Below are 22,190 nucleotides of genomic sequence, written 5' to 3'. Positions count from 1 at the left end.
AAACTTTCGGTTCGGTGATTACGGACGATCAGGCAGTAGCCTTATCGTCCTTCTTCAGACTTGCCGGCGGCCAGTTGTCGAGGCGCATACCGAGGGACAGACCGCGGGAGGCCAGAACGTCCTTGATCTCGGTCAGGGACTTCTTGCCCAGGTTCGGAGTCTTGAGCAGCTCTACTTCGGTGCGCTGAATCAGGTCACCGATGTAGTAGATGTTCTCCGCCTTCAGGCAGTTGGCCGAACGTACGGTCAGCTCGAGGTCGTCGACTGGACGCAGGAGGATCGGATCGATCTCGTCTTCCTGCTCGACCACTACCGGCTCACTGTCGCCCTTCAGATCAACGAAGGCCGCCAGCTGGTGCTGGAGGATGGTCGCGGCACGGCGGATGGCCTCTTCAGGATCCAGGGTGCCGTTGGTTTCCAGGTCAATGACCAGCTTGTCCAGGTTGGTACGCTGCTCGACGCGGGCGTTTTCCACCACGTAGGCAACACGACGGACCGGGCTGAACGAGGAGTCCAGCTGCAGACGGCCGATGCTACGGCTTTCGTCTTCATCGCTCTGGCGGGCATCAGCCGGCTCGTAGCCACGGCCACGACGCACGGTGAGTTTCATGTTCAGAGCGCCGTTGTCCGCCAGGTTGGCGATTACGTGATCGCCGTTGACGATCTCGACGTCGTGATCCAGCTGGATATCGGCAGCAGTGACCACACCCGAGCCTTTTTTGGCCAGAGTCAGGGTGACTTCGTCACGGCCGTGCAGCTTGATGGCCAGGCCTTTCAGGTTGAGCAGGATCTCAATCACATCTTCCTGCACACCTTCGATGGCGGAGTACTCGTGGAGTACGCCGTCAATCTCGGCCTCGACCACTGCACAGCCAGGCATGGAGGACAACAGGATGCGACGCAGCGCGTTGCCCAGGGTATGGCCAAAACCACGCTCGAGGGGCTCGAGGGTGATCTTGGCGCGGGTCGAACTGACCGCCTGAACGTCGATATGACGGGGGGTCAGGAACTCATTTACCGAAATCTGCATGGATGCACCTATTTTCTAGCCCTTACTTGGAGTAGAGCTCGACAATCAGGCTTTCGTTGATGTCGGAGGACAGATCGCCGCGAACCGGAACGCTTTTGAACACGCCGGATTTCTTCTCAGCATCTACTTCGACCCACTCAACGCGACCACGCTGGGCGCACAGGTCAAGAGCCTGGGCAACGCGCAGCTGGTTCTTGGCCTTTTCGCGAACGGCCACGACGTCACCAGCTTTGATCTGGTAGGACGGGACGTTCACGGTCGAACCGTTCACGGTGATGGCTTTGTGCGATACCAGCTGACGAGATTCGGCGCGGGTAGCACCAAAGCCCATGCGGTAAACCACGTTGTCCAGACGGCATTCCAGCAGCTGCAGCAGGTTCTCGCCGGTAGCGCCCTTGCGACGGGCAGCTTCCTTGTAGTAACTGCTGAACTGACGCTCCAGCACGCCGTAGATACGACGGACTTTTTGCTTCTCACGCAGCTGGGTACCGTAGTCGGACTGACGACCACGGCGAGCGCCGTGCTGGCCAGGAGCCGCTTCGATGTTGCACTTGGATTCGAGCGCGCGCGCACCACTCTTCAGGAAGAGATCGGTGCCTTCACGGCGAGACAGTTTGCACTTGGGACCAATGTAACGAGCCATTCTTCACTGTCTCCTATTACACGCGACGCTTCTTCGGCGGACGGCACCCGTTGTGCGGGATTGGCGTCACGTCGGTGATGCTGGCGATTTTGTAGCCGCAGGCGTTCAGAGCACGCACAGCGGATTCGCGACCAGGACCCGGGCCCTTGACGTTCACGTCGAGGTTCTTCAGGCCGTATTCCAGAGCTGCCTGACCAGCGCGCTCGGCAGCCACCTGGGCAGCGAACGGGGTGGACTTACGGGAGCCGCGGAAACCGGAACCACCGGAGGTAGCCCAGGACAGAGCGTTACCTTGACGGTCGGTGATGGTCACGATGGTGTTGTTGAAAGACGCGTGGATATGGGCGATCCCATCAACCACTGTCTTTTTGACTTTCTTACGAGTACGAGCAGCTGGCTTAGCCATGACTTATATCCTGTCGATTCGCGGGCGCAATTACTTGCGGATCGGCTTACGCGGGCCCTTACGGGTGCGCGCGTTGGTCTTGGTGCGCTGACCGCGGACCGGCAGGCCACGGCGGTGACGCAGACCGCGGTAGCAGCCCAGGTCCATCAGACGCTTGATCTTCATGTTGATTTCGCGGCGCAGGTCACCCTCAGTGGTGAGCTTGGCAACTTCGCCACGCAGCTGCTCGATCTGCTCGTCAGAGAGATCTTTGATCTTTGCCGCCGGATTAACACCGGTGGTTGCACAGATTTTCTGCGCAGTGGTGCGACCAACACCGTAGATGTAGGTCAGCGAGATAACAGTGTGCTTGTTATCCGGAATGTTGACGCCTGCAATACGGGCCATTCAGTGGAACTCCAATTGACAGCTACCCACGCCCTGGAAGCCAAGAAATAGGGCGCGCGATATTAGCGCTGTAATAACAAAGAATCAACCCGGCAGCGCACTAGCTGCCGGGCTCATTACGCGTGAATCACACTCAGCCTTGGCGCTGTTTGTGACGCGGCTCCGCGCTGCAGATCACGCGCACGACACCGTCGCGGCGGATGATCTTGCAGTTGCGGCACAGCTTCTTGACCGATGCACGAACTTTCATCAGTAACTCCTAGAACCTTACGGAAACCATGTCAGCGGAGCATGCCGCCGCCATAGCCCTTCAGGTTGGCTTTCTTCATCAGGGATTCGTACTGGTGCGAAACGAGGTGCGATTGTACTTGGGACATAAAATCCATCACAACCACGACCACGATCAGCAACGAGGTCCCGCCAAGGTAGAACGGAACGTTGGCTGCCACCTGCAGGAACTGCGGGAGCAGACATACGGCCGTCATGTACAGAGCACCGAACATGGTCAAGCGGGTCAACACGCCATCGATATAGCGCGCGGACTGCTCACCCGGACGGATGCCCGGAATAAAGGCACCGGACTTCTTCAGGTTTTCCGCTACGTCTTTCGGGTTGAACATCAGCGCCGTATAGAAGAAGCAGAAGAAGATGATCCCTGCACTAAACAGCAGAATGTTCAACGGCTGACCGGGAGCAATCGCCTGAGACAGATCCTGCAGCCAGCTCATGCCAGAAGACTGGCCGAACCAGGTACCCAGCGAGGCCGGGAACAGCAGGATGCTGCTGGCGAAGATAGCCGGAATGACGCCGGCCATGTTCACCTTCAGCGGCAGGTGGCTGGTCTGCGCAGCGAAGACCTTGCGGCCCTGCTGACGCTTGGCGTAGTGCACCGCAATGCGACGCTGACCACGCTCGATGAACACCACGAAACCGATGATCGCTACCGCCAGCAGGCCGATGGCAATCAGGGCGAAGATGTTGATATCGCCCTGGCGAGCAGACTCGAAAGACTGCCCGATTGCCGACGGCAGACCGGCCACGATGCCTGCAAAGATCAGCATCGAAATACCGTTGCCGACACCCCGCTCGGTGATTTGCTCGCCCAGCCACATCATGAACATGGCGCCGGCCACGAAGGTCGTCACCGCCACGAAGTGGAAGCCGAAATCAACCGAGAAGGCCACGCCCTGACTGGCCAGACCGACGGACATGCCGACGGCTTGAACCACTGCCAGGACGAGAGTGCCGTAGCGGGTGTACTGGCTGATCTTGCGACGGCCAGCTTCCCCTTCCTTCTTCAACTGCTCCAGCTGCGGGCTGACGGCGGTCATCAGCTGCATGATGATCGAGGCCGAGATGTACGGCATGATCCCCAGTGCAAAGATGCTCATCCGCTCCAGCGCGCCGCCGGAAAACATGTTGAACAGGCTAAGAATGGTCCCCTCGTTCTGTCGGAACAGGTCGGCCAGCCGATCAGGGTTTATTCCGGGAACCGGAATGTGCGCACCGATCCGATAGACGATGATCGCCAGGAACAGAAAACGCAGCCGAGCCCACAGCTCGGACAACCCGCCATTGCTGAGCGCGGAGAGAGCACCTTGCTTAGCCATTTAGTCCTCGAACTTGCCGCCAGCTGCTTCGATAGCCGCACGCGCACCTTTGGTGACGGCGATACCTTTCAGGGTGACCGCACGAGTAACCTCGCCGGACAGCATGACTTTTACGCGCTGTACGTGCTGGTTAATCAGATTGGCATCCTTCAGCGACTGCAGGGAGACGACATCGCCTTCCACTTTGGCCAGCTCGGAGGTACGCACTTCTGCGCGATCCATGGCCTTCAGGGAAACGAAGCCGAACTTCGGCAGACGGCGGTGCAGGGGCTGTTGGCCACCCTCGAAGCCGGGGGCGATGGAGCCGCCGGTACGGGAGGTCTGACCTTTGTGGCCGCGGCCACCGGTCTTGCCCAGGCCGCTACCGATGCCACGGCCCGGACGGTGCTTCTCGCGACGGGCACCCGGCGCGGAACGCAGATCGTTCAGTTGCATGGATTAACCCTCTACACGCAGCAGGTAGTAAGCCTTGTTGATCATGCCGCGGTTCTCAGGAGTGTCCTGAACTTCCACGGAGTGACCAATGCGACGCAGGCCGAGGCCCTTGACGCAAGCTTTGTGGTTGGCCAGACGGCCGTTGGTGCTCTTGATCAGAGTAACTTTGACGGTAGCCATGATCAGAGAATCTCCTCGACGCTCTTGCCACGCTTGGCAGCCACGGAAGCCGGGGACTGCATGGCCTTCAGACCCTTGAAGGTGGCGTACACCACGTTCACCGGGTTGGTAGAGCCGTAGCACTTGGCCAGGACGTTCTGCACGCCAGCCACTTCCAGCACGGCACGCATGGCGCCGCCGGCGATGATGCCGGTACCTTCGGAAGCCGGCTGCATGAACACGTGGGACGCGCCATGCACGGACTTCATCGGGTATTGCAGAGTGGTGCCGTTCAGGTCGACCTGAATCATGTTGCGACGTGCAGCTTCCATCGCCTTCTGGATGGCGGCCGGCACTTCGCGGGACTTGCCGCGACCGAAACCGACGCGACCATTGCCATCACCCACCACGGTCAACGCGGTGAAGGTGAAGATACGGCCACCTTTTACGGTCTTGGCAACGCGGTTAACCTGGACCAGCTTCTCGGTGTAGCCATCGCTCTGGGCATCGTCACGGTTGCCGCGATCGCGCTTTTGCTCGTTATTTGCCATAACTTAGAACTCCAGCCCGCCTTCACGAGCAGCATCAGCCAGCGCTTTCACGCGGCCGTGGTACTTGAAGCCAGAACGATCGAACGCTACCTGGGTAACGCCAGCGGCTTTCGCGCGCTCGGCAACCAGTTGGCCGACTTTCTTGGCCGCGTCGACGTTGCCGGTGGCGCCGTCACGCAGTTCTTTGTCCAGGGTCGAGGCGCTGGCCAGAACCTTGGCGCCGTCGGCCGAAATGACCTGGGCGTAGATGTGCTGGGAAGAGCGGTACACGCTGAGGCGTACGGTTTCCAGCTCGCGCATTTTCAGGCGTGCCTTGCGAGCGCGACGCAGACGAGTTTCTTTCTTTTCGCTCATTTGCTATGCCCTACTTCTTCTTAGCTTCTTTGCGACGTACGACTTCGTCGGAATAACGCACACCTTTGCCTTTGTACGGCTCAGGACGACGGAAGTCGCGGATCTCCGCAGCTACCTGACCAACCAGTTGCTTGTCGATGCCCTTGATCAGGATATCGGTCTGGCTCGGGGTCTCGGCAGTAACGCCCTGCGGCAGTTCGTAGTCGATCGGATGGGAGAAGCCCAGAGCGAGGTTCAGCACCTGGCCTTTGGCCTGGGCTTTGTAACCCACACCTACCAGCTGCAGCTTGCGCTCGAAGCCTTGGCTCACGCCAATGACCATGTTGTTGACCAGTGCACGAGTGGTACCAGCCATGGCACGGTTCTGCTGATCGCCATTGCGGGCAGCGAAACGCAGCTCACCGGCGTCCTGGATGACTTCCACGGACGAGTGCACGTTCAGTTCGAGGGAGCCCTTGGCGCCCTTGATCGAAAGCTGTTGGCCTGCGAGTTTGACCTCAACACCAGCCGGCAGCTTAACGGGGTTCTTAGCAACGCGAGACATGCTTATCCCCCCTTAGAACACGGTGCAAAGCACTTCACCGCCGACACCGGCAGCGCGTGCAGCGCGATCAGTCATCACACCTTTGTTGGTGGAGACGATGGAAACGCCCAGACCGCCGCGAACTTTCGGCAGCTGATCAGCCGGCTTGTACTGGCGCAGGCCAGGACGGCTGATACGTTTCACTTCCTCGATGACCGGACGGCCTTCGAAGTACTTCAGCTCGATGGACAGCTGCGGCTTGGCGTCGCTGCTGACCTGGTATCCCGCGATGTAACCTTCATTCTTCAGAACGTTGGCTACTGCCACCTTCAGCTTGGAAGACGGCATGCTTACTACCGACTTTTCAGCCATCTGGGCATTACGGATACGAGTTAGCATGTCCGCTAACGGGTCCTGCATACTCATGGGCTAGATGCTCCTGATACAAAAAGAACAGCCTTTCGGCTGGAACCATCCACGAGCTCGGCAAATGCCAGGCTCAGGAGAGCCGGACATTCTAGAGATCGATCAAAAATGAATCAAGCCCCAAAAGGGGCTTGATCGATAAAACAAAGCCGGCGCTAGGCCGGCTTCGCTTTTGTTACCAGCTGGCTTTCACCAGACCCGGTACATCACCGCGCATCGCAGCTTCGCGCAGCTTGTTACGGCCGAGGCCGAACTTGCGGTACACGCCGTGCGGACGGCCAGTGATGCGGCAACGGTTACGCAGGCGGCTGGCGCTGGCGTCACGCGGTTGCTTTTGCAGGGCGACCTGGGCTTCCCAACGCTGCTCCGGAGTGGAGTTCGGGTTGGCGATGACAGCTTTCAGCTCGGCACGCTTCTTGGCGTACTTGGCTACCGTTTGCTGACGCTTCAGCTCACGGTTTTTCATGCTCATTTTGGCCATGATCCAAACTCCAATCAGTTGCGGAACGGGAACTTGAAAGCACGCAGCAGAGCGCGGCCTTCATCGTCCGTACGGGCAGTGGTGGTCAGGGTGATGTCCAGACCACGCAGCGCATCGATCTTGTCGTAATCGATTTCCGGGAAGATGATCTGCTCTTTGACGCCCATGCTGTAGTTGCCACGACCATCGAAGGACTTGGCATTCAGGCCGCGGAAGTCACGCACGCGCGGCAGGGAGATCGCGAGCAGGCGATCCAGGAATTCGTACATACGATCGCGACGCAGAGTCACCTTGACACCGATCGGCCAACCTTCACGAACCTTGAAGCCGGCAATGGACTTGCGGGCGAAGGTCACTACGGGCTTTTGACCGGTGATCTTTTCCAGGTCGGCAACGGCGTTTTCGATGATCTTCTTGTCACCGATCGCTTCGCCAAGACCCATGTTCAGGGTGATTTTGGTAACGCGCGGAACTTCCATCACGTTGGCCAGCTTCAGTTCTTCCTTCAGCTTGGGCGCGATTTCCTTCCGGTAAATCTCTTTCAGTCGTGCCATGGTGTTTTACCTATGATTCTCAAGCGCCAACCGGCTTTTGGGTGGACTTGAAGACACGAATTTTCTTACCGTCTTCGACTTTGAAACCAACGCGGTCAGCCTTGCTGGTTTCGCTGTTGAAGATGGCGACGTTGGAAACGTGCAGGGGCGCCTCTTTCTCGACGATACCGCCCTGAACACCAGCCATCGGGTTCGGTTTGGTATGACGCTTGACGAGGTTGATGCCGCCGACGATCAGACGATCGTCAGCCAGCACTTTCAGCACCTTGCCACGCTTGCCCTTGTCTTTGCCGGCGATGACGATGATCTCGTCGTCACGACGAATCTTTTGCATGACGGCTTCTCCTTACAGCACTTCGGGGGCGAGCGAGACGATCTTCATGAACTTCTCGGAACGCAGTTCACGAGTCACCGGCCCGAAGATACGGGTGCCGATCGGCTCTTGCTTGTTGTTCAGCAGAACAGCAGCGTTGCCGTCGAAGCGGATGATCGAGCCATCGGCACGGCGTACGCCGTGACGGGTACGGACCACAACAGCGGTCATTACCTGGCCTTTCTTCACCTTGCCGCGCGGAATCGCTTCCTTCACGGTGACCTTGATGATGTCGCCGATACCGGCGTAACGACGGTGCGAACCACCAAGGACCTTGATGCACATAACGCGACGAGCACCGCTGTTGTCAGCGACGTCGAGCATGGATTGAGTCTGAATCATATCTTTCTCCGACCCTTAGTCCTTAGACTTCCACGGCACGTTCGAGGACTTCCACCAGGGCCCAGCACTTGGTCTTGGCCAGCGGACGGGTCTCGCGAATGGAGACCTTGTCGCCGATCTTGCACTGGTTGGTTTCGTCGTGAGCGTGCAGCTTGGTCGAACGCTTAACGTACTTACCGTAGATCGGGTGCTTAACGCGACGCTCGATCAGAACGGTGATGGTCTTGTCCATTTTGTCGCTGACGACGCGGCCAGTCAGCGTGCGGACGGTTTTCTCAGCTTCAGCCATGATTACTTACCTGCCTGCTGGTTGAGCACAGTCTTCACGCGAGCGATGTCGCGCTTCACTTGCGAGAGCAGGTGAGACTGCCCCAACTGACCAGTTGCCTTCTGCATACGCAGATTGAACTGGTCGCGCAGCAGACCGAGCAGTTGCTCGTTCAGCTGCTGAACCGATTTTTCACGAAGTTCATTCGCTTTCATCACATCACCGTCCGCTTAACAAAGGAGGTGGCGAGCGGCAGCTTTGCAGCAGCCAGGGCGAATGCCTCACGCGCCAGCTCTTCTGGAACACCTTCAATCTCGTACAGCACCTTGCCCGGCTGGATCTGGGCTACCCAGTACTCGACGCCGCCCTTACCTTTACCCATACGAACTTCGAGGGGCTTTTTGGTAACTGGCTTGTCCGGGAACACACGGATCCAGATCTTACCGCCACGCTTAACGTGACGAGTCAGAGCACGACGGGCCGATTCGATCTGACGAGCAGTCAGGCGACCACGGGAAACAGCTTTCAGGGCGAATTCGCCGAAGCTGACCTTGCTACCGCGATGGGCCAGACCACGGTTGTGGCCGGTCATCTGCTTGCGGAATTTTGTACGCTTGGGTTGCAACATGTTGCGTACTCCTTACTTAGCAGCTTTCTTACGAGGCGCCGGGGCGACAGGCTTCAGCTCTTCTTGGCGGCCACCGATGACCTCACCCTTGAAGATCCAAACCTTCACACCGATCACACCGTAGGTGGTGTGCGCTTCGTAGGTGGCGTAATCGATATCGGCACGCAGGGTGTGCAGAGGCACACGACCTTCGCGATACCACTCGGTACGGGCGATTTCCGCGCCGCCGAGACGACCACTTACCTGGATCTTGATGCCCTTGGCACCAATACGCATGGCGTTCTGTACGGCGCGCTTCATGGCGCGACGGAACATAACGCGGCGCTCCAGCTGCTGAGCAACGCTCTGAGCAACCAGCATACCGTCGAGCTCCGGCTTGCGGATCTCTTCGATGTTGATGTGCACCGGCACACCCATTTGCTTGGTCAGGTCCTGACGCAGCTTCTCAACATCTTCACCTTTCTTGCCGATCACGATGCCGGGACGAGCGGTGTGGATGGTGATGCGTGCGGTTTGAGCCGGACGAGCGATGTCGATACGGCTTACGGACGCGCTTTTTAGTTTGTCTTGGAGGTACTCACGAACCTTCAGGTCGGCAAACAGATAATCAGCGTATTGACGCTTGTCTGCGTACCAGACGGAGGTGTGCTCCTTGACGATTCCCAGGCGGATGCCAACGGGATGTACTTTCTGACCCATCTGATCGACTCCGTTACTTGTCCGCAACCTTGACAGTGATATGGCAAGACCGCTTGACGATGCGATCAGCACGGCCTTTGGCACGCGGCATGATGCGCTTCAGCGAACGCCCCTCGTTGACGAAAACGGTGCTGACCTTCAGGTCATCAACGTCTGCGCCTTCGTTGTGCTCGGCGTTGGCTACGGCCGACTCCAGCACTTTCTTGATGATCTCGGCGGCTTTCTTCGAGCTGAAAGCCAGCAGGTTGAGCGCTTCGCCCACCTTCTTCCCGCGGATCTGGTCGGCGACCAAGCGGGCTTTCTGGGCGGAGATTCGAGCGCCCGACAGCTTAGCGGCTACTTCCATCGTTCCTTACCCCTTAACGCTTGGCTTTCTTGTCCGCAGCGTGCCCACGATAGGTGCGGGTACCAGCGAACTCGCCGAGTTTGTGGCCGACCATGTCTTCGTTCACGAGGACCGGGACATGTTGACGACCGTTATGCACAGCAATGGTCAGACCGACCATTTGCGGCAGAATGATGGAGCGACGCGACCAGGTTTTAACCGGCTTGCGATCGTTCTTTTCCACCGCCACTTCGATCTTCTTCAGTAGGTGAAGATCGATAAAAGGACCTTTTTTCAGAGAACGCGGCACTGTCGTATCCCTCTAATTACTTACGGCGGCGAACGATCATGTTGTCGGTACGCTTGTTCGCACGGGTCTTCGCACCCTTGGTCGGGAAGCCCCACGGCGAAACAGGGTGACGACCACCAGAGGTACGACCCTCACCACCACCATGCGGGTGGTCGACCGGGTTCATGGCAACACCACGAACGGTCGGGCGAACGCCGCGCCAGCGAGTGGCACCGGCTTTACCCAGGGAACGCAGGCTGTGCTCGGAGTTGGATACTTCACCCAGGGTCGCACGGCACTCGGAGAGAACCTTGCGCATCTCGCCGGAGCGCAGACGCAGGGTGACGTAGGCACCTTCACGAGCTACCAGCTGGGCGGAAGCACCAGCGGAGCGAACCAGCTGTGCGCCTTTACCCGGCTTCAGTTCGATCGCATGAATGGTCGAACCAACAGGAATGTTGCGCAGCGGCAGGCTGTTACCGGCCTTGATCGGAGCAGCGGCACCGGATACCAGTTGATCGCCAGCACTCACACCTTTCGGGGCGATGATGTAGCGACGCTCACCGTCGGCGTATTTCAGCAGAGCGATGTGGGCGGTACGGTTCGGATCGTATTCCACGCGCTCAACGACGGCAGGGATGCCATCCTTGTTGCGACGGAAGTCGACCAGACGGTAGTGCTGCTTGTGGCCACCGCCGATGTGGCGAGTGGTGATACGACCGTTGTTGTTACGGCCGCCAGTTTTCGACTTCTTCTCGAGCAGCGGAGCATAAGGAGCGCCTTTGTGCAGCTCCTGATTGACCACTTTGACCACGAAACGGCGGCCAGCGGAAGTCGGTTTGCATTTAACGATTGCCATGATGCGCCCCTACCTTACTCAGCACTGCTGGAGAAATCGAGATCTTGGCCAGCTTGGAGGGAGACATAAGCCTTCTTCCAGTCGTTGCGCTTGCCCAGACCGCGAGCGGTACGCTTGGTCTTGCCCTGTACGTTGACAGTGCGGACCTCGTCCACTTTCACGCTGAACAGGCTTTCGACGGCCTTCTTGATTTCCAGCTTGGTTGCATCAACGGCAACCTTGAAAACAAATTGGCTCTTACCATCTGCCAGCACGGAGGCTTTCTCGGAGATGTGCGGGCCAACCAGCACTTTGAATACGCGTTCCTGGTTCATGCCAGCAGCTCCTCGAATTTCTTCACGGCCGACACGGTTACCAGCACTTTGTCGAAGGCGATCAGGCTGACCGGATCGGTGCCTTGAACGTCACGAACATCAACGTGCGGCAGGTTGCGCGCAGCCAGGTACAGATTCTGGTCAACGGCTTCGGTAACGATCAGCACATCGCGCAGACCCATACCGTCCAACTTGCCCAGCAGAGCCTTGGTCTTCGGAGCGTCGACGGCGAAGTCTTCGACAACGACCAGACGATCCAGACGAACCAGCTCGGAGAGGATGGAGCGCAGAGCAGCGCGGTACATCTTCTTGTTCAGCTTCTGGCTGTGATCCTGCGGCTTGGCCGCGAAGGTCACACCACCGCCACGCCAGATCGGACCAACGCTGGAACCGGAACGAGCACGACCGGTGCCCTTCTGACGCCACGGCTTTTTGCCACCACCGGTGACTTCAGCGCGAGTTTTCTGAGCACGGGAGCCCTGACGACCGCCAGCCATGTAGGCGACGACAGCCTGGTGCACCAGAGTCTCGTTGAACTCACCGCCGAACGTGCGCTCGCTGACTTCGATAGCCTGAGCGCCATTTACATTCAGTTGCATCTCAGCTTCCCCTATTAACCGCGAGCTTTGACAGCCGGACGCACCAGCACGTCGCCACCGGTAGCGCCCGGAACGGCACCCTTGACCAGCAGCAGATTACGCTCGGCGTCGACACGGACCACTTCCAGGGACTGCACGGTCACGCGCTCGGCGCCAAGATGACCGGACATTTTCTTGCCCTTGAATACACGACCAGGAGTCTGGCACTGGCCGATGGAGCCCGGAGCGCGGTGGGAAACGGAGTTACCGTGGGTATTGTCCTGACCGCGGAAGTTCCAGCGCTTGATGGTACCGGCGTAGCCTTTACCCTTGGACTCACCGGTAACGTCTACCAGTTGGCCAGCTTGGAACAGTTCGGCAGTGATCTGATCGCCAGCCTGGTATTCGCCGTCCTGCAGACGGAATTCCCAGACACCACGACCAGCAGCGACATTAGCCTTGGCGAAATGACCAGCCTGAGCCTTGGTCACGCGGGAAGCACGACGCTCGCCCACGGTTACCTGCACAGCACGGTAGCCATCGCTTTCTTCGGATTTGAACTGGGTGACGCGATTCGGCTCGATCTCAATGACCGTAACCGGAATGGAGACACCTTCTTCGGTGAAAATACGGGTCATACCCGCTTTTCTACCGACTACACCAATAGTCATGTTGTAAACCTCATGAGTGTACGGGGCTTTCACCCGCTATGGCCGCCCATTTCAGAGCGTTACACGACTAAAACCGCCAGGTTTTAGCCGAGGCTGATCTGCACTTCCACGCCTGCCGCAAGGTCGAGCTTCATCAGCGCGTCGACGGTTTTATCCGTCGGCTGGACGATGTCCAGAACACGCTTGTGGGTACGAATTTCGTACTGATCACGCGCGTCTTTGTTGACGTGCGGGGAGATCAGAACGGTGTACCGCTCTTTGCGAGTAGGCAGAGGAATAGGACCACGCACCTGAGCACCAGTACGTTTCGCGGTTTCCACGATTTCCTGGGTGGATTGATCGATCAGGCGATGGTCAAAAGCCTTCAACCGAATACGGATTTGTTGGTTTTGCATTTTGACCTCAGACTCTATCTCTGCTTTCCCCAACGGACGGACTACGCCCGTTAAAAGGAGGCGTGATTGTACGGATGAGCCCTGAGGGTGTCAACTTTTGACCAACCAAAAGAAAAGGGCCCCGAAGGGCCCTTTTCTCCAGCAGTCGTCGATTACTCGATGACTTTGGCAACCACGCCGGCACCAACGGTACGGCCGCCTTCGCGAATTGCGAAACGCAGGCCGTCGTCCATGGCGATCGGCTTGATCAGGGTGACAACCATTTTGATGTTGTCGCCCGGCATTACCATCTCAACGCCTTCCGGCAGTTCGCACGAACCGGTTACGTCAGTGGTACGGAAGTAGAACTGCGGACGGTAGCCCTTGAAGAACGGGGTGTGACGACCACCTTCTTCTTTGGACAGCACATACACTTCAGCTTCGAACTTGGTGTGCGGCTTGATGGTGCCCGGCTTGGCCAGAACCTGACCACGCTCTACGTCGTCACGCTTGGTGCCGCGCAGCAGAACACCGCAGTTCTCGCCAGCACGACCTTCGTCGAGCAGCTTGCGGAACATTTCAACGCCGGTGCAGGTGGTCTTGGTGGTTTCACGCAGACCAACGATCTCGATTTCTTCCTGAATCTTGACGATGCCACGCTCGACACGACCGGTTACCACGGTACCGCGGCCGGAGATGGAGAACACGTCTTCGATCGGCATCAGGAACGGCATGTCGATGGCACGAACCGGCTCAGGGATGTAGGCATCCAGAGTCTCGACCAGCTTCTTAACAGCGCTGGTACCCATTTCGTTGTCGTCTTGGCCGTTCAGAGCCATCAGAGCGGAACCGATGATGATCGGAGTGTCGTCGCCCGGGAAGTCGTAGGTGGACAGCAGGTCACGAACTTCCATCTCGACCAGTTCCAGCAGCTCGGCGTCGTCAACCATGTCGGCCTTGTTCAGGAACACGACGATGTAAGGAACGCCTACCTGACGGGACAGCAGGATGTGCTCGCGGGTCTGCGGCATCGGGCCGTCAGCAGCGGAGCAAACCAGGATCGCGCCGTCCATCTGGGCAGCACCGGTGATCATGTTCTTCACGTAGTCGGCGTGGCCCGGGCAGTCAACGTGCGCGTAGTGGCGAACGGCCGAGTCGTACTCAACGTGAGCGGTGTTGATGGTGATACCGCGAGCCTTCTCTTCCGGAGCGGAGTCGATCTTGTCGAAGTCGACCTTGGCCGAACCGAATACTTCGGAGCAGACGCGGGTCAGAGCAGCGGTCAGAGTGGTTTTACCGTGGTCAACGTGACCGATGGTGCCAACGTTGACGTGTGGTTTGTTACGTTCAAATTTTTCTTTAGCCACGACAGTGAACCTCTTGCCTAAAGGGCTGAATCAGCCTTGTTTTTTAACCAGTGCTTCGACGATGTTCGACGGAGCTTCGGAGTATTTGGAGAATTCCATGGAGTAGCTTGCGCGACCCTGGGACATGGAACGCACGTCGGTCGCGTAACCGAACATCTCGCCCAGCGGAACCTCAGCACGGATCACCTTGCCGGAAACCGTGTCTTCCATACCCTGGATCAGACCACGACGACGGTTCAGGTCACCCATCACGTCACCCATGTAGTCCTCAGGGGTTACCACTTCGACCTTCATGATCGGCTCAAGCACAACACCGCCGCCCTTCTGAGCGAGCTGCTTGGTCGCCATGGAGGCGGCCACCTTGAACGCCATCTCGTTGGAGTCGACGTCATGGTAGGAACCATCGAACACGGTCGCCTTCAGGCCGATCAGCGGATAGCCGGCAACAACGCCGTTCTTCATCTGCTCTTCGATGCCCTTCTGGATGGCCGGGATGTATTCCTTCGGAACCACACCGCCCACGACTTCGTTGACGAATACCAGACCTTCCTGACCTTCGTCAGCCGGTGCGAAGCGAATCCAGCAGTGACCGAACTGACCGCGACCACCGGACTGGCGAACGAACTTGCCTTCGATCTCGCAGCTCTTGGTGATCTTCTCGCGGTAGGAAACCTGCGGCTTACCGATGTTGGCCTCGACGTTGAATTCGCGGCGCATACGGTCGACCAGGATGTCCAGGTGCAGCTCACCCATACCGGAGATGATGGTCTGGCCGGTTTCTTCGTCGGTCTTGACGCGGAACGACGGGTCTTCCTGGGCCAGCTTGCCCAGAGCGATACCCATCTTCTCCTGGTCAGCCTTGGTCTTCGGCTCAACAGCCACCGAGATTACCGGCTCCGGGAAGTCCATGCGCTCGAGGATGATCGGCTTCTCCGGATCGCACAGGGTCTCACCAGTGGTGACGTCCTTCATGCCGATCAGAGCAGCGATGTCGCCAGCGCGCACTTCTTTGATCTCGTCACGCTGGTTGGCGTGCATCTGCACCATACGACCAACGCGCTCTTTCTTGCCCTTGACCGAGTTGATCACCGAGTCACCGGAGTTCAGCACGCCCGAGTAGACGCGAACGAAGGTCAGAGTACCTACGAACGGGTCGGTAGCGATCTTGAACGCCAGAGCGGAGAACGGCTCGGCATCGTCAGCATGACGCTCGTCGTACTGCGCGTCAGTGATCTCTTCCTTCGGAGTGTCGACCAGGTCAGGGTGGATACCCTTGATCGCCGGGATCTCGGTCGGAGCAGGCAGGAAGTCGATCACGGCGTCGAGAACCAGGGGCACGCCCTTGTTCTTGAACGAGGAACCGCAAACGGCCGGAACGATTTCGCAGGCGATGGTACGCTGACGCAGGCCGGCCTTGATCTCCTCGATCGACAGCTCGCCCTCTTCCAGGTACTTGTTCATCAGCTCTTCGCTGGCTTCGGCAGCAGCCTCAACCATGTTCGAGCGCCACTCGTTGGCCAGGTCGACCAGCTCGGCAGGAATCTCTTCCTCGCGGTAGCTGGTGCCCTTGTCGTCTTCGTTCCAGTAGATCGCCTTCATTTTCATCAGGTCGATCTGGCCCTGGAAGTCATCTTCCGCGCCGATGGCCAGCTGAACCGGGACCGGGGTGTGGCCCAGGCGCTGTTTGATCTGACCGACCACGCGCAGGAAGTTGGCGCCGGCACGGTCCATCTTGTTCACGTAGACGATACGCGGAACACCGTACTTGTTGGCCTGACGCCATACGGTTTCGGACTGCGGCTCAACGCCGGAGGTGCCGCAGAACACCACGACAGCGCCGTCCAGTACGCGCAGCGAGCGCTCAACTTCAATGGTGAAGTCTACGTGGCCGGGGGTGTCGATGACGTTTACGCGGTACTTGTCGTACTGGCCGCGCGAACCCTCCCAGAAGGTGGTGATGGCAGCGGAGGTAATGGTGATACCACGCTCCTGCTCCTGCACCATCCAGTCGGTGGTAGCAGCGCCGTCATGCACCTCACCCATCTTGTGGCTGAGACCTGTGTAGAACAGGATCCGCTCGGTAGTGGTGGTCTTGCCCGCGTCAACGTGGGCGCAGATACCAATGTTCCGGTAGCGGTTAATTGCTGTGTTACGAGCCATAAAGCCCTCGCAAAAGAATGGAAGCCGTAATTAGAAGCGGTAGTGCGAGAACGCTTTGTTGGCCTCGGCCATACGGTGCACGTCTTCACGCTTCTTGACAGCAGCGCCTTTGCCCTCGAAGGCATCCAGCAGCTCGCCAGCCAGGCGCAGGGCCATGGACTTCTCACCACGCTTGCGCGCGCTTTCTACCAGCCAACGCATGGCCAGAGCATTACGACGGGACGGACGAACTTCGACCGGAACCTGGTAGGTAGCACCGCCTACACGGCGGGACTTTACTTCGACCAGCGGAGCGATGGCGTCGAGAGCTTTCTCGAAGATCTCCAGGGGATCGCTGTTCTTGCGGGTTTTGACGGTTTCCAGAGCACCGTAAACGATGCGCTCGGCCACGGCCTTTTTACCGCTTTCCATCACGTGGTTCATGAACTTGGCGAGAATCAGGCTTCCGTATTTCGGATCGTCCAGAATCTCACGCTTAGCTGCTACACGACGTCTTGGCATGATAAGCCCTCAAACGGTCTTCAGGTTAGCCCGGGACCAATAACCATTGGGTTACGCCCGACCTTACTCTTATCGACTCAATAAATAGAAAAATGGCAGACCGAATTACTTCGGACGCTTGGTACCGTACTTCGAGCGACCCTGCTTACGGTCTTTGACACCGGTGGTGTCCAGCGAACCGCGAACAGTGTGGTAGCGCACACCCGGAAGGTCTTTTACACGACCGCCACGGATCAGCACGACGCTGTGCTCTTGCAGGTTGTGACCTTCACCACCGATGTAGGAGGTGACTTCAAAACCGTTGGTCAGACGAACACGGCACACTTTACGCAGTGCGGAGTTCGGTTTCTTCGGCGTGGTGGTGTACACGCGAGTGCACACGCCACGGCGCTGCGGGCAGTTCTGCAGCGCAGGCACGTCGCTCTTCTCGACGATACGCTTGCGCGGCTGGCGTACCAGCTGGTTGATAGTTGCCATCTATAAGCTCCACTGTTGTCTTTCGACGCTATTGCCCTAAAGCAAAATGGCAGAGCTAGTCGCCCTGCCAAATTTAGGGGTGCATGAGTCTAAAGAGACTCCCGCCCCCAGTCAAGACAAGGCCCCGGGCGATTGCTCGCCCGGGGCCCTATCCGATCAGTTACCGCTGGAGTTCAGCGCCTCGGTGAGAGCCGCTTCGACCTCGCTCGCGCTCACGCGCTGAGGCTTGTCGGCATCACGACGACGCTTACGCTCGCTGTGGTAGGCCAGGCCGGTACCGGCCGGGATCAGACGACCCACAACAACGTTCTCCTTCAGGCCGCGCAGGTAGTCGCGCTTGCCGGTCACGGCCGCTTCGGTCAGTACGCGGGTGGTTTCCTGGAAGGAAGCCGCGGAGATGAACGACTCGGTGGACAGCGAGGCCTTGGTGATACCCAGCAGAACGCGCTCGTACTTGGCGATGAACTTGTCTTCGCCCGCCAGCACTTCGTTCTCGCCCAGGACGTGGGTCAGTTCCATCTGGTCGCCCTTGATGAAGCTGGAGTCGCCGGATTCGCTGATCTCAACCTTACGCAGCATCTGACGCAGAATGGTCTCGATGTGCTTGTCGTTGATCTTCACGCCCTGCAGACGGTAAACGTCCTGGATTTCGTTGACGATGTACTTGGCCAGCGCGCTGACGCCCAGCAGACGCAGGATGTCGTGCGGATCGCTCGGACCGTCGGAGATGACTTCGCCGCGGTTCACTTGTTCGCCTTCGAAGACGTTCAGGTGACGCCACTTCGGAATCAGCTCCTCGTACGGATCGCTGCCATCGGTCGGGGTGATGACCAGACGGCGCTTGCCCTTTGTCTCCTTGCCGAACGAGATGGTGCCGCTGATCTCCGCCAGGATCGAAGCCTCTTTCGGACGACGGGCTTCGAACAGGTCGGCAACGCGCGGCAGACCACCGGTGATGTCGCGGGTCTTCGAGGTTTCCTGCGGGATACGGGCGATGACGTCACCGACACCGATCTGCGCACCGTCCGCCACGCCGACCAGGGCGTTGGCCGGCAGGAAGTACTGGGCCGGTACGTCGGTACCCGGCAGCAGCAGTTCCTTGCCGTTGGCGTCGACCATCTTGATCGCCGGACGAATGTCCTTGCCAGCAGCCGGACGATCCTTCGGATCGAGGACTTCGATGTTGGTCAGACCGGTCAGTTCGTCGGTCTGGCGCTTGATGGTGATGCCCTCCTCCATGCCGACGAAGGTCACGGTACCCTTCATTTCGGTCACGATCGGGTGGGTGTGCGGGTCCCACTTGGCGACGATGGCGCCAGCGTCGACCTTGTCGCCTTCCTTCACGGAAATCACGGCACCGTACGGCAGCTTGTAGCGCTCGCGCTCGCGACCGAATTCGTCGGCCACGGCCAGCTCGCCGGAACGGGACACGGCCACCAGGTTGCCGTCGGCACGCTCGACGTGCTTCAGGTTGTGCAGGCGGATCGCACCACCGTTCTTCACCTGGACGTTGTCGGCAGCCGAGGTACGGCTGGCGGCACCACCGATGTGGAACGTACGCATGGTCAGCTGGGTACCCGGCTCACCGATGGACTGGGCGGCGATGACGCCCACCGCTTCACCGATGTTGACCTGGTGACCACGGGCCAGATCGCGGCCGTAGCACTTGGCGCAGATGCCATAGCGGGTTTCGCAGGTGATCGGCGAACGCACGATCACTTCGTCGATGCTGTTGCGCTCGATGAACTCGACCCACTGCTCGTCGACCAGGGTACCGGCCGGAACGATGATTTCATCGCTGCCCGGCTTCGGCACGTCCTTGGCGATCACACGGCCGAGCACGCGCTCACCGAGCGGCTCGACCACGTCGCCGCCTTCGATGTGCGGAGTCATCAGCAGACCGTGTTCGGTGCCGCAGTCGACTTCGGTCACCACCAGGTCCTGGGCCACGTCGACCAGGCGACGGGTCAGGTAACCGGAGTTCGCGGTCTTCAGTGCGGTATCCGCCAGACCCTTACGAGCACCGTGGGTGGAGATGAAGTACTGCAGTACGTTCAGGCCTTCACGGAAGTTCGCGGTGATCGGCGTCTCGATGATGGAGCCGTCCGGCTTGGCCATCAGGCCACGCATACCGGCCAGCTGACGGATCTGGGCGGCGCTACCACGAGCACCGGAGTCCGCCATCATGTACATGGAGTTGAAGGACTCCTGGTCGACTTCCTTGCCCTCGCGGTCGACGACCTTCTCTTTCGAGAGGTTGGCCATCATCGCCTTGGATACTTCGTCGTTGGCCTTGGACCAGAGGTCGATCACCTTGTTGTACTTCTCGCCCTGGGTCACCAGGCCGGAGGCGTACTGCGATTCGATCTCCTTCACTTCCTCGGTGGCGGCGTCGATGATGCGCGCCTTCTCGTCCGGGATGACGAAGTCGTTCACGCCGATCGACACACCGGAGATGGTCGAGTAGGCGAAACCGGTGTACATCAGCTGGTCGGCGAAGATCACGGTGTCCTTCAGACCAACGGTGCGGTAGCACTGGTTGATCAGACGGGAGATCGCCTTCTTCTTCATCGACTGGTTGACCACGTCATAGGACAGGCCGGCCGGCACGATCTGGAACAGCAGCGCGCGGCCGACGGTGGTGTCGACGATGCGGGTGTTCTTGACCAGGCTGCCGTCCTTCTGCTTGACGGTCTCGTTGATGCGCACCTTGACCTTGGCGTGCAGGGAGGCCTCGCCGGCGCGGAACACGCGGTCGACTTCCTGCAGGTCGGCGAATACGCGACCTTCGCCCTTGGCGTTCACGGCTTCACGGGTCATGTAGTACAGACCCAGAACCACGTCCTGGGACGGCACGATGATCGGCTCGCCGTTGGCGGGCGACAGCACGTTGTTGGTGGACATCATCAGCGCGCGCGCTTCCAGCTGGGCCTCGAGGGTCAGCGGAACGTGCACGGCCATCTGGTCACCGTCGAAGTCGGCGTTGTACGCGGCGCAGACCAGCGGGTGCAGCTGGATGGCTTTACCTTCGATCAGAACCGGTTCGAACGCCTGGATGCCCAGACGGTGCAGGGTCGGTGCGCGGTTGAGCAGCACGGGATGTTCGCGGATGACTTCGGCGAGAACGTCCCAGACCTCTGGCAGTTCGCGCTCGACCATCTTCTTGGCCGCCTTGATGGTGGTGGCCATGCCGCGGGCTTCGAGCTTGCCGAAGATGAACGGCTTGAACAGCTCGAGGGCCATCTTCTTCGGCAGACCGCACTGGTGCAGACGCAGGGTCGGGCCCACGGTGATCACGGAACGACCGGAGTAGTCCACGCGCTTACCGAGCAGGTTCTGACGGAAGCGACCTTGCTTACCTTTGATCATGTCGGCCAGGGACTTCAGCGGACGCTTGTTCGAGCCGGTGATGGCGCGACCGCGACGGCCGTTATCCAGCAGGGCGTCGACCGCTTCCTGCAGCATGCGCTTTTCGTTGCGCACGATGATGTCCGGCGCGGCCAGGTCGAGCAGGCGCTTCAGACGGTTGTTACGGTTGATCACGCGACGGTACAGATCGTTGAGATCGGAAGTCGCGAAGCGGCCGCCATCCAGCGGAACCAGCGGACGCAGGTCCGGCGGCAGTACCGGCAGAACGGTCAGGACCATCCACTCCGGGTGGTTGCCGGAGTCCTTGAAGGCTTCCATCAGCTTCAGGCGCTTGGACAGCTTCTTGATCTTGGTCTCGGAGTTGGTCTGCGGAATCTCTTCGCGCAGGCGGCCGATCTCATGATCCAGGTCGATGGCGTTGAGCAGCTCGCGAACGGCCTCGGCGCCCATGCGCGCGTCGAAGTCGTCACCGAACTCTTCGAGGGCTTCGAAGTACTGCTCATCGTTCAGCAGTTGGCCCTTTTCCAGGGTGGTCATGCCCGGGTCGATCACCACGTAGCTCTCGAAATAGAGCACGCGTTCGATGTCACGCAGGGTCATGTCCAGCAGCAGGCCGATACGGGACGGCAGGGACTTCAGGAACCAGATGTGGGCGACCGGCGAGGCCAGTTCGATGTGCGCCATGCGCTCACGACGGACCTTGGCCAGGGCCACTTCCACGCCGCACTTCTCGCAGATCACGCCGCGGTGCTTGAGGCGCTTGTACTTACCGCACAGGCACTCGTAGTCCTTGACCGGGCCAAAGATCTTGGCGCAGAACAGGCCGTCACGCTCGGGCTTGAAGGTACGGTAGTTGATGGTTTCCGGTTTTTTCACTTCACCGAAAGACCAGGAACGGATCATCTCAGGCGAAGCCAGACCGATACGGATCGCATCGAACTCTTCAACCTGACCCTGGTTTTTCAACAGATTCAGCAAGTCTTTCAAGGCCTTTCCTCCTCACGGACCTGCTGCGGCCGACGGTGCGGCCGCAGCAA

General features: G+C 59.2%; 32 protein-coding genes. All 32 read right to left on the bottom strand.

The genetic code is table 11. The features are described from left to right. Positions 1 to 28: 28 nt before the first annotated feature. A complete protein-coding gene (locus OH686_RS15120) occupies positions 29 to 1,030 on the bottom strand; it encodes a DNA-directed RNA polymerase subunit alpha (RefSeq protein ID WP_043310325.1) in 1,002 nt (333 codons plus the stop codon). A gap of 22 nt (positions 1,031 to 1,052) precedes the next feature. After that, positions 1,053 to 1,673 carry a 30S ribosomal protein S4 gene (gene rpsD, locus OH686_RS15115; protein WP_137975152.1) on the bottom strand — a complete coding sequence of 207 codons (621 nt, stop codon included), beginning with the start codon at positions 1,671 to 1,673 and terminating at the stop codon, positions 1,053 to 1,055. 16 nt (positions 1,674 to 1,689) lie between these two features. After that, complete coding sequence (gene rpsK / locus OH686_RS15110; RefSeq protein ID WP_021702690.1) at positions 1,690 to 2,079, bottom strand: 30S ribosomal protein S11; 390 nt, start codon at positions 2,077 to 2,079, stop codon at positions 1,690 to 1,692. Between the two features lie 30 nt (positions 2,080 to 2,109). Further along, a complete protein-coding gene (gene rpsM, locus OH686_RS15105; protein WP_021702691.1) occupies positions 2,110 to 2,466 on the bottom strand; it encodes a 30S ribosomal protein S13 in 357 nt (118 codons plus the stop codon). Between the two features lie 133 nt (positions 2,467 to 2,599). After that, entirely contained in the window at positions 2,600 to 2,716 is a 117-nt protein-coding gene (gene rpmJ / locus OH686_RS15100) for a 50S ribosomal protein L36 (RefSeq protein ID WP_003281814.1), read from the bottom strand. A gap of 31 nt (positions 2,717 to 2,747) precedes the next feature. Next, positions 2,748 to 4,076 (bottom strand): preprotein translocase subunit SecY, encoded by a 1,329-nt coding sequence (gene secY / locus OH686_RS15095; protein ID WP_137975151.1) that lies wholly within the window; start codon positions 4,074 to 4,076, stop codon positions 2,748 to 2,750. Continuing rightward, on the bottom strand, positions 4,077 to 4,511 hold the full coding sequence (rplO, locus tag OH686_RS15090; protein WP_137975150.1) for a 50S ribosomal protein L15: 435 nt from the start codon (positions 4,509 to 4,511) through the stop codon (positions 4,077 to 4,079). A 3-nt stretch (positions 4,512 to 4,514) separates the two neighbouring features. Beyond that, entirely contained in the window at positions 4,515 to 4,691 is a 177-nt protein-coding gene (rpmD, locus tag OH686_RS15085) for a 50S ribosomal protein L30 (RefSeq protein WP_021702694.1), read from the bottom strand. Between the two features lie 2 nt (positions 4,692 to 4,693). Then, complete coding sequence (gene rpsE / locus OH686_RS15080; RefSeq protein ID WP_137975149.1) at positions 4,694 to 5,221, bottom strand: 30S ribosomal protein S5; 528 nt, start codon at positions 5,219 to 5,221, stop codon at positions 4,694 to 4,696. A gap of 3 nt (positions 5,222 to 5,224) precedes the next feature. Continuing rightward, entirely contained in the window at positions 5,225 to 5,575 is a 351-nt protein-coding gene (gene rplR / locus OH686_RS15075; protein WP_021702696.1) for a 50S ribosomal protein L18, read from the bottom strand. 10 nt (positions 5,576 to 5,585) lie between these two features. Continuing rightward, complete coding sequence (rplF, locus tag OH686_RS15070) at positions 5,586 to 6,119, bottom strand: 50S ribosomal protein L6 (protein ID WP_137975148.1); 534 nt, start codon at positions 6,117 to 6,119, stop codon at positions 5,586 to 5,588. Between the two features lie 12 nt (positions 6,120 to 6,131). Beyond that, on the bottom strand, positions 6,132 to 6,524 hold the full coding sequence (rpsH, locus tag OH686_RS15065) for a 30S ribosomal protein S8 (RefSeq protein ID WP_137975147.1): 393 nt from the start codon (positions 6,522 to 6,524) through the stop codon (positions 6,132 to 6,134). 175 nt (positions 6,525 to 6,699) lie between these two features. Next, positions 6,700 to 7,005 carry a 30S ribosomal protein S14 gene (gene rpsN / locus OH686_RS15060; protein ID WP_160082924.1) on the bottom strand — a complete coding sequence of 102 codons (306 nt, stop codon included), beginning with the start codon at positions 7,003 to 7,005 and terminating at the stop codon, positions 6,700 to 6,702. Positions 7,006 to 7,019: 14 nt separating this feature from the next. Next, positions 7,020 to 7,559 carry a 50S ribosomal protein L5 gene (gene rplE / locus OH686_RS15055; RefSeq protein ID WP_137975145.1) on the bottom strand — a complete coding sequence of 180 codons (540 nt, stop codon included), beginning with the start codon at positions 7,557 to 7,559 and terminating at the stop codon, positions 7,020 to 7,022. Between the two features lie 19 nt (positions 7,560 to 7,578). Next, positions 7,579 to 7,893: a 50S ribosomal protein L24 gene (gene rplX, locus OH686_RS15050; protein WP_137975144.1), complete on the bottom strand. Its 315-nt coding sequence runs from the start codon at positions 7,891 to 7,893 to the stop codon at positions 7,579 to 7,581. A 12-nt stretch (positions 7,894 to 7,905) separates the two neighbouring features. Further along, positions 7,906 to 8,274, bottom strand: a complete 369-nt coding sequence (gene rplN, locus OH686_RS15045) for a 50S ribosomal protein L14 (protein ID WP_003243907.1) — start codon at positions 8,272 to 8,274, stop codon at positions 7,906 to 7,908. Positions 8,275 to 8,296: 22 nt separating this feature from the next. Further along, on the bottom strand, positions 8,297 to 8,563 hold the full coding sequence (rpsQ, locus tag OH686_RS15040) for a 30S ribosomal protein S17 (RefSeq protein WP_137975143.1): 267 nt from the start codon (positions 8,561 to 8,563) through the stop codon (positions 8,297 to 8,299). A gap of 2 nt (positions 8,564 to 8,565) precedes the next feature. Then, positions 8,566 to 8,757 (bottom strand): 50S ribosomal protein L29, encoded by a 192-nt coding sequence (gene rpmC, locus OH686_RS15035; RefSeq protein ID WP_016490538.1) that lies wholly within the window; start codon positions 8,755 to 8,757, stop codon positions 8,566 to 8,568. Beyond that, complete coding sequence (gene rplP, locus OH686_RS15030) at positions 8,757 to 9,170, bottom strand: 50S ribosomal protein L16 (RefSeq protein WP_043310310.1); 414 nt, start codon at positions 9,168 to 9,170, stop codon at positions 8,757 to 8,759. Before rplP ends, rpmC begins: the two co-directional genes overlap by 1 nt. A 12-nt stretch (positions 9,171 to 9,182) precedes the next feature. Beyond that, on the bottom strand, positions 9,183 to 9,869 hold the full coding sequence (rpsC, locus tag OH686_RS15025; protein WP_220811370.1) for a 30S ribosomal protein S3: 687 nt from the start codon (positions 9,867 to 9,869) through the stop codon (positions 9,183 to 9,185). Between the two features lie 13 nt (positions 9,870 to 9,882). Further along, entirely contained in the window at positions 9,883 to 10,215 is a 333-nt protein-coding gene (gene rplV / locus OH686_RS15020; protein ID WP_003210077.1) for a 50S ribosomal protein L22, read from the bottom strand. Positions 10,216 to 10,228: 13 nt separating this feature from the next. After that, on the bottom strand, positions 10,229 to 10,504 hold the full coding sequence (gene rpsS / locus OH686_RS15015) for a 30S ribosomal protein S19 (RefSeq protein WP_003448728.1): 276 nt from the start codon (positions 10,502 to 10,504) through the stop codon (positions 10,229 to 10,231). A 16-nt stretch (positions 10,505 to 10,520) separates the two neighbouring features. Continuing rightward, complete coding sequence (gene rplB, locus OH686_RS15010; protein ID WP_137975141.1) at positions 10,521 to 11,342, bottom strand: 50S ribosomal protein L2; 822 nt, start codon at positions 11,340 to 11,342, stop codon at positions 10,521 to 10,523. A 14-nt stretch (positions 11,343 to 11,356) separates the two neighbouring features. After that, entirely contained in the window at positions 11,357 to 11,656 is a 300-nt protein-coding gene (gene rplW / locus OH686_RS15005) for a 50S ribosomal protein L23 (protein ID WP_289533619.1), read from the bottom strand. Then, on the bottom strand, positions 11,653 to 12,255 hold the full coding sequence (rplD, locus tag OH686_RS15000; RefSeq protein ID WP_192400833.1) for a 50S ribosomal protein L4: 603 nt from the start codon (positions 12,253 to 12,255) through the stop codon (positions 11,653 to 11,655). The genes rplW and rplD overlap by 4 nt, the downstream gene beginning before the upstream one ends. Positions 12,256 to 12,269: 14 nt before the next feature. Continuing rightward, positions 12,270 to 12,905, bottom strand: a complete 636-nt coding sequence (rplC, locus tag OH686_RS14995; RefSeq protein WP_279867676.1) for a 50S ribosomal protein L3 — start codon at positions 12,903 to 12,905, stop codon at positions 12,270 to 12,272. Between the two features lie 83 nt (positions 12,906 to 12,988). After that, on the bottom strand, positions 12,989 to 13,300 hold the full coding sequence (gene rpsJ / locus OH686_RS14990) for a 30S ribosomal protein S10 (RefSeq protein WP_003243886.1): 312 nt from the start codon (positions 13,298 to 13,300) through the stop codon (positions 12,989 to 12,991). 152 nt (positions 13,301 to 13,452) lie between these two features. Continuing rightward, complete coding sequence (gene tuf, locus OH686_RS14985) at positions 13,453 to 14,646, bottom strand: elongation factor Tu (protein ID WP_279867659.1); 1,194 nt, start codon at positions 14,644 to 14,646, stop codon at positions 13,453 to 13,455. A 30-nt stretch (positions 14,647 to 14,676) separates the two neighbouring features. Further along, positions 14,677 to 16,806: an elongation factor G gene (gene fusA, locus OH686_RS14980; RefSeq protein ID WP_289533611.1), complete on the bottom strand. Its 2,130-nt coding sequence runs from the start codon at positions 16,804 to 16,806 to the stop codon at positions 14,677 to 14,679. 30 nt (positions 16,807 to 16,836) lie between these two features. After that, entirely contained in the window at positions 16,837 to 17,307 is a 471-nt protein-coding gene (gene rpsG / locus OH686_RS14975) for a 30S ribosomal protein S7 (RefSeq protein ID WP_021702712.1), read from the bottom strand. A 105-nt stretch (positions 17,308 to 17,412) separates the two neighbouring features. Next, a complete protein-coding gene (gene rpsL, locus OH686_RS14970) occupies positions 17,413 to 17,784 on the bottom strand; it encodes a 30S ribosomal protein S12 (RefSeq protein ID WP_021217014.1) in 372 nt (123 codons plus the stop codon). 156 nt (positions 17,785 to 17,940) lie between these two features. Further along, positions 17,941 to 22,140, bottom strand: coding sequence for a DNA-directed RNA polymerase subunit beta' (gene rpoC / locus OH686_RS14965; RefSeq protein ID WP_289533608.1), 4,200 nt, complete (start codon positions 22,138 to 22,140; stop codon positions 17,941 to 17,943). Positions 22,141 to 22,190: the final 50 nt, after the last annotated feature.

Origin of the sequence: Pseudomonas sp. SO81, assembly GCF_030374125.1 — a bacterium.
In the GTDB taxonomy this organism is placed as follows: domain Bacteria; phylum Pseudomonadota; class Gammaproteobacteria; order Pseudomonadales; family Pseudomonadaceae; genus Aquipseudomonas.
The sequence above is the reverse complement of the archived record's forward strand: the minus strand, read 5'-3'. Positions and strand labels throughout refer to the sequence as shown.

Bases quoted from the DNA above. Each gene is read 5' to 3' on its own strand.
- OH686_RS15120 (WP_043310325.1), bottom strand. From the start codon at position 1,030: ATGCAGATTTCGGTAAATGAGTTCCTGACCCCCCGTCATATCGACGTT.
- rpsD (WP_137975152.1), bottom strand. From the start codon at position 1,673: ATGGCTCGTTACATTGGTCCCAAGTGCAAACTGTCTCGCCGTGAAGGC.
- rpsK (WP_021702690.1), bottom strand. From the start codon at position 2,079: ATGGCTAAGCCAGCTGCTCGTACTCGTAAGAAAGTCAAAAAGACAGTG.
- rpsM (WP_021702691.1), bottom strand. From the start codon at position 2,466: ATGGCCCGTATTGCAGGCGTCAACATTCCGGATAACAAGCACACTGTT.
- rpmJ (WP_003281814.1), bottom strand. From the start codon at position 2,716: ATGAAAGTTCGTGCATCGGTCAAGAAGCTGTGCCGCAACTGCAAGATC.
- secY (WP_137975151.1), bottom strand. From the start codon at position 4,076: ATGGCTAAGCAAGGTGCTCTCTCCGCGCTCAGCAATGGCGGGTTGTCC.
- rplO (WP_137975150.1), bottom strand. From the start codon at position 4,511: ATGCAACTGAACGATCTGCGTTCCGCGCCGGGTGCCCGTCGCGAGAAG.
- rpmD (WP_021702694.1), bottom strand. From the start codon at position 4,691: ATGGCTACCGTCAAAGTTACTCTGATCAAGAGCACCAACGGCCGTCTG.
- rpsE (WP_137975149.1), bottom strand. From the start codon at position 5,221: ATGGCAAATAACGAGCAAAAGCGCGATCGCGGCAACCGTGACGATGCC.
- rplR (WP_021702696.1), bottom strand. From the start codon at position 5,575: ATGAGCGAAAAGAAAGAAACTCGTCTGCGTCGCGCTCGCAAGGCACGC.
- rplF (WP_137975148.1), bottom strand. From the start codon at position 6,119: ATGTCTCGCGTTGCTAAGAACCCCGTTAAGCTGCCGGCTGGTGTTGAG.
- rpsH (WP_137975147.1), bottom strand. From the start codon at position 6,524: ATGAGTATGCAGGACCCGTTAGCGGACATGCTAACTCGTATCCGTAAT.
- rpsN (WP_160082924.1), bottom strand. From the start codon at position 7,005: ATGGCCAAAATGAGCATGAAAAACCGTGAGCTGAAGCGTCAGCAAACG.
- rplE (WP_137975145.1), bottom strand. From the start codon at position 7,559: ATGGCACGACTGAAAGAGATTTACCGGAAGGAAATCGCGCCCAAGCTG.
- rplX (WP_137975144.1), bottom strand. From the start codon at position 7,893: ATGCAAAAGATTCGTCGTGACGACGAGATCATCGTCATCGCCGGCAAA.
- rplN (WP_003243907.1), bottom strand. From the start codon at position 8,274: ATGATTCAGACTCAATCCATGCTCGACGTCGCTGACAACAGCGGTGCT.
- rpsQ (WP_137975143.1), bottom strand. From the start codon at position 8,563: ATGGCTGAAGCTGAGAAAACCGTCCGCACGCTGACTGGCCGCGTCGTC.
- rpmC (WP_016490538.1), bottom strand. From the start codon at position 8,757: ATGAAAGCGAATGAACTTCGTGAAAAATCGGTTCAGCAGCTGAACGAG.
- rplP (WP_043310310.1), bottom strand. From the start codon at position 9,170: ATGTTGCAACCCAAGCGTACAAAATTCCGCAAGCAGATGACCGGCCAC.
- rpsC (WP_220811370.1), bottom strand. From the start codon at position 9,869: ATGGGTCAGAAAGTACATCCCGTTGGCATCCGCCTGGGAATCGTCAAG.
- rplV (WP_003210077.1), bottom strand. From the start codon at position 10,215: ATGGAAGTAGCCGCTAAGCTGTCGGGCGCTCGAATCTCCGCCCAGAAA.
- rplB (WP_137975141.1), bottom strand. From the start codon at position 11,342: ATGGCAATCGTTAAATGCAAACCGACTTCCGCTGGCCGCCGTTTCGTG.
- rplW (WP_289533619.1), bottom strand. From the start codon at position 11,656: ATGAACCAGGAACGCGTATTCAAAGTGCTGGTTGGCCCGCACATCTCC.
- rplD (WP_192400833.1), bottom strand. From the start codon at position 12,255: ATGCAACTGAATGTAAATGGCGCTCAGGCTATCGAAGTCAGCGAGCGC.
- rplC (WP_279867676.1), bottom strand. From the start codon at position 12,905: ATGACTATTGGTGTAGTCGGTAGAAAAGCGGGTATGACCCGTATTTTC.
- rpsJ (WP_003243886.1), bottom strand. From the start codon at position 13,300: ATGCAAAACCAACAAATCCGTATTCGGTTGAAGGCTTTTGACCATCGC.
- fusA (WP_289533611.1), bottom strand. From the start codon at position 16,806: ATGGCTCGTAACACAGCAATTAACCGCTACCGGAACATTGGTATCTGC.
- rpsG (WP_021702712.1), bottom strand. From the start codon at position 17,307: ATGCCAAGACGTCGTGTAGCAGCTAAGCGTGAGATTCTGGACGATCCG.
- rpsL (WP_021217014.1), bottom strand. From the start codon at position 17,784: ATGGCAACTATCAACCAGCTGGTACGCCAGCCGCGCAAGCGTATCGTC.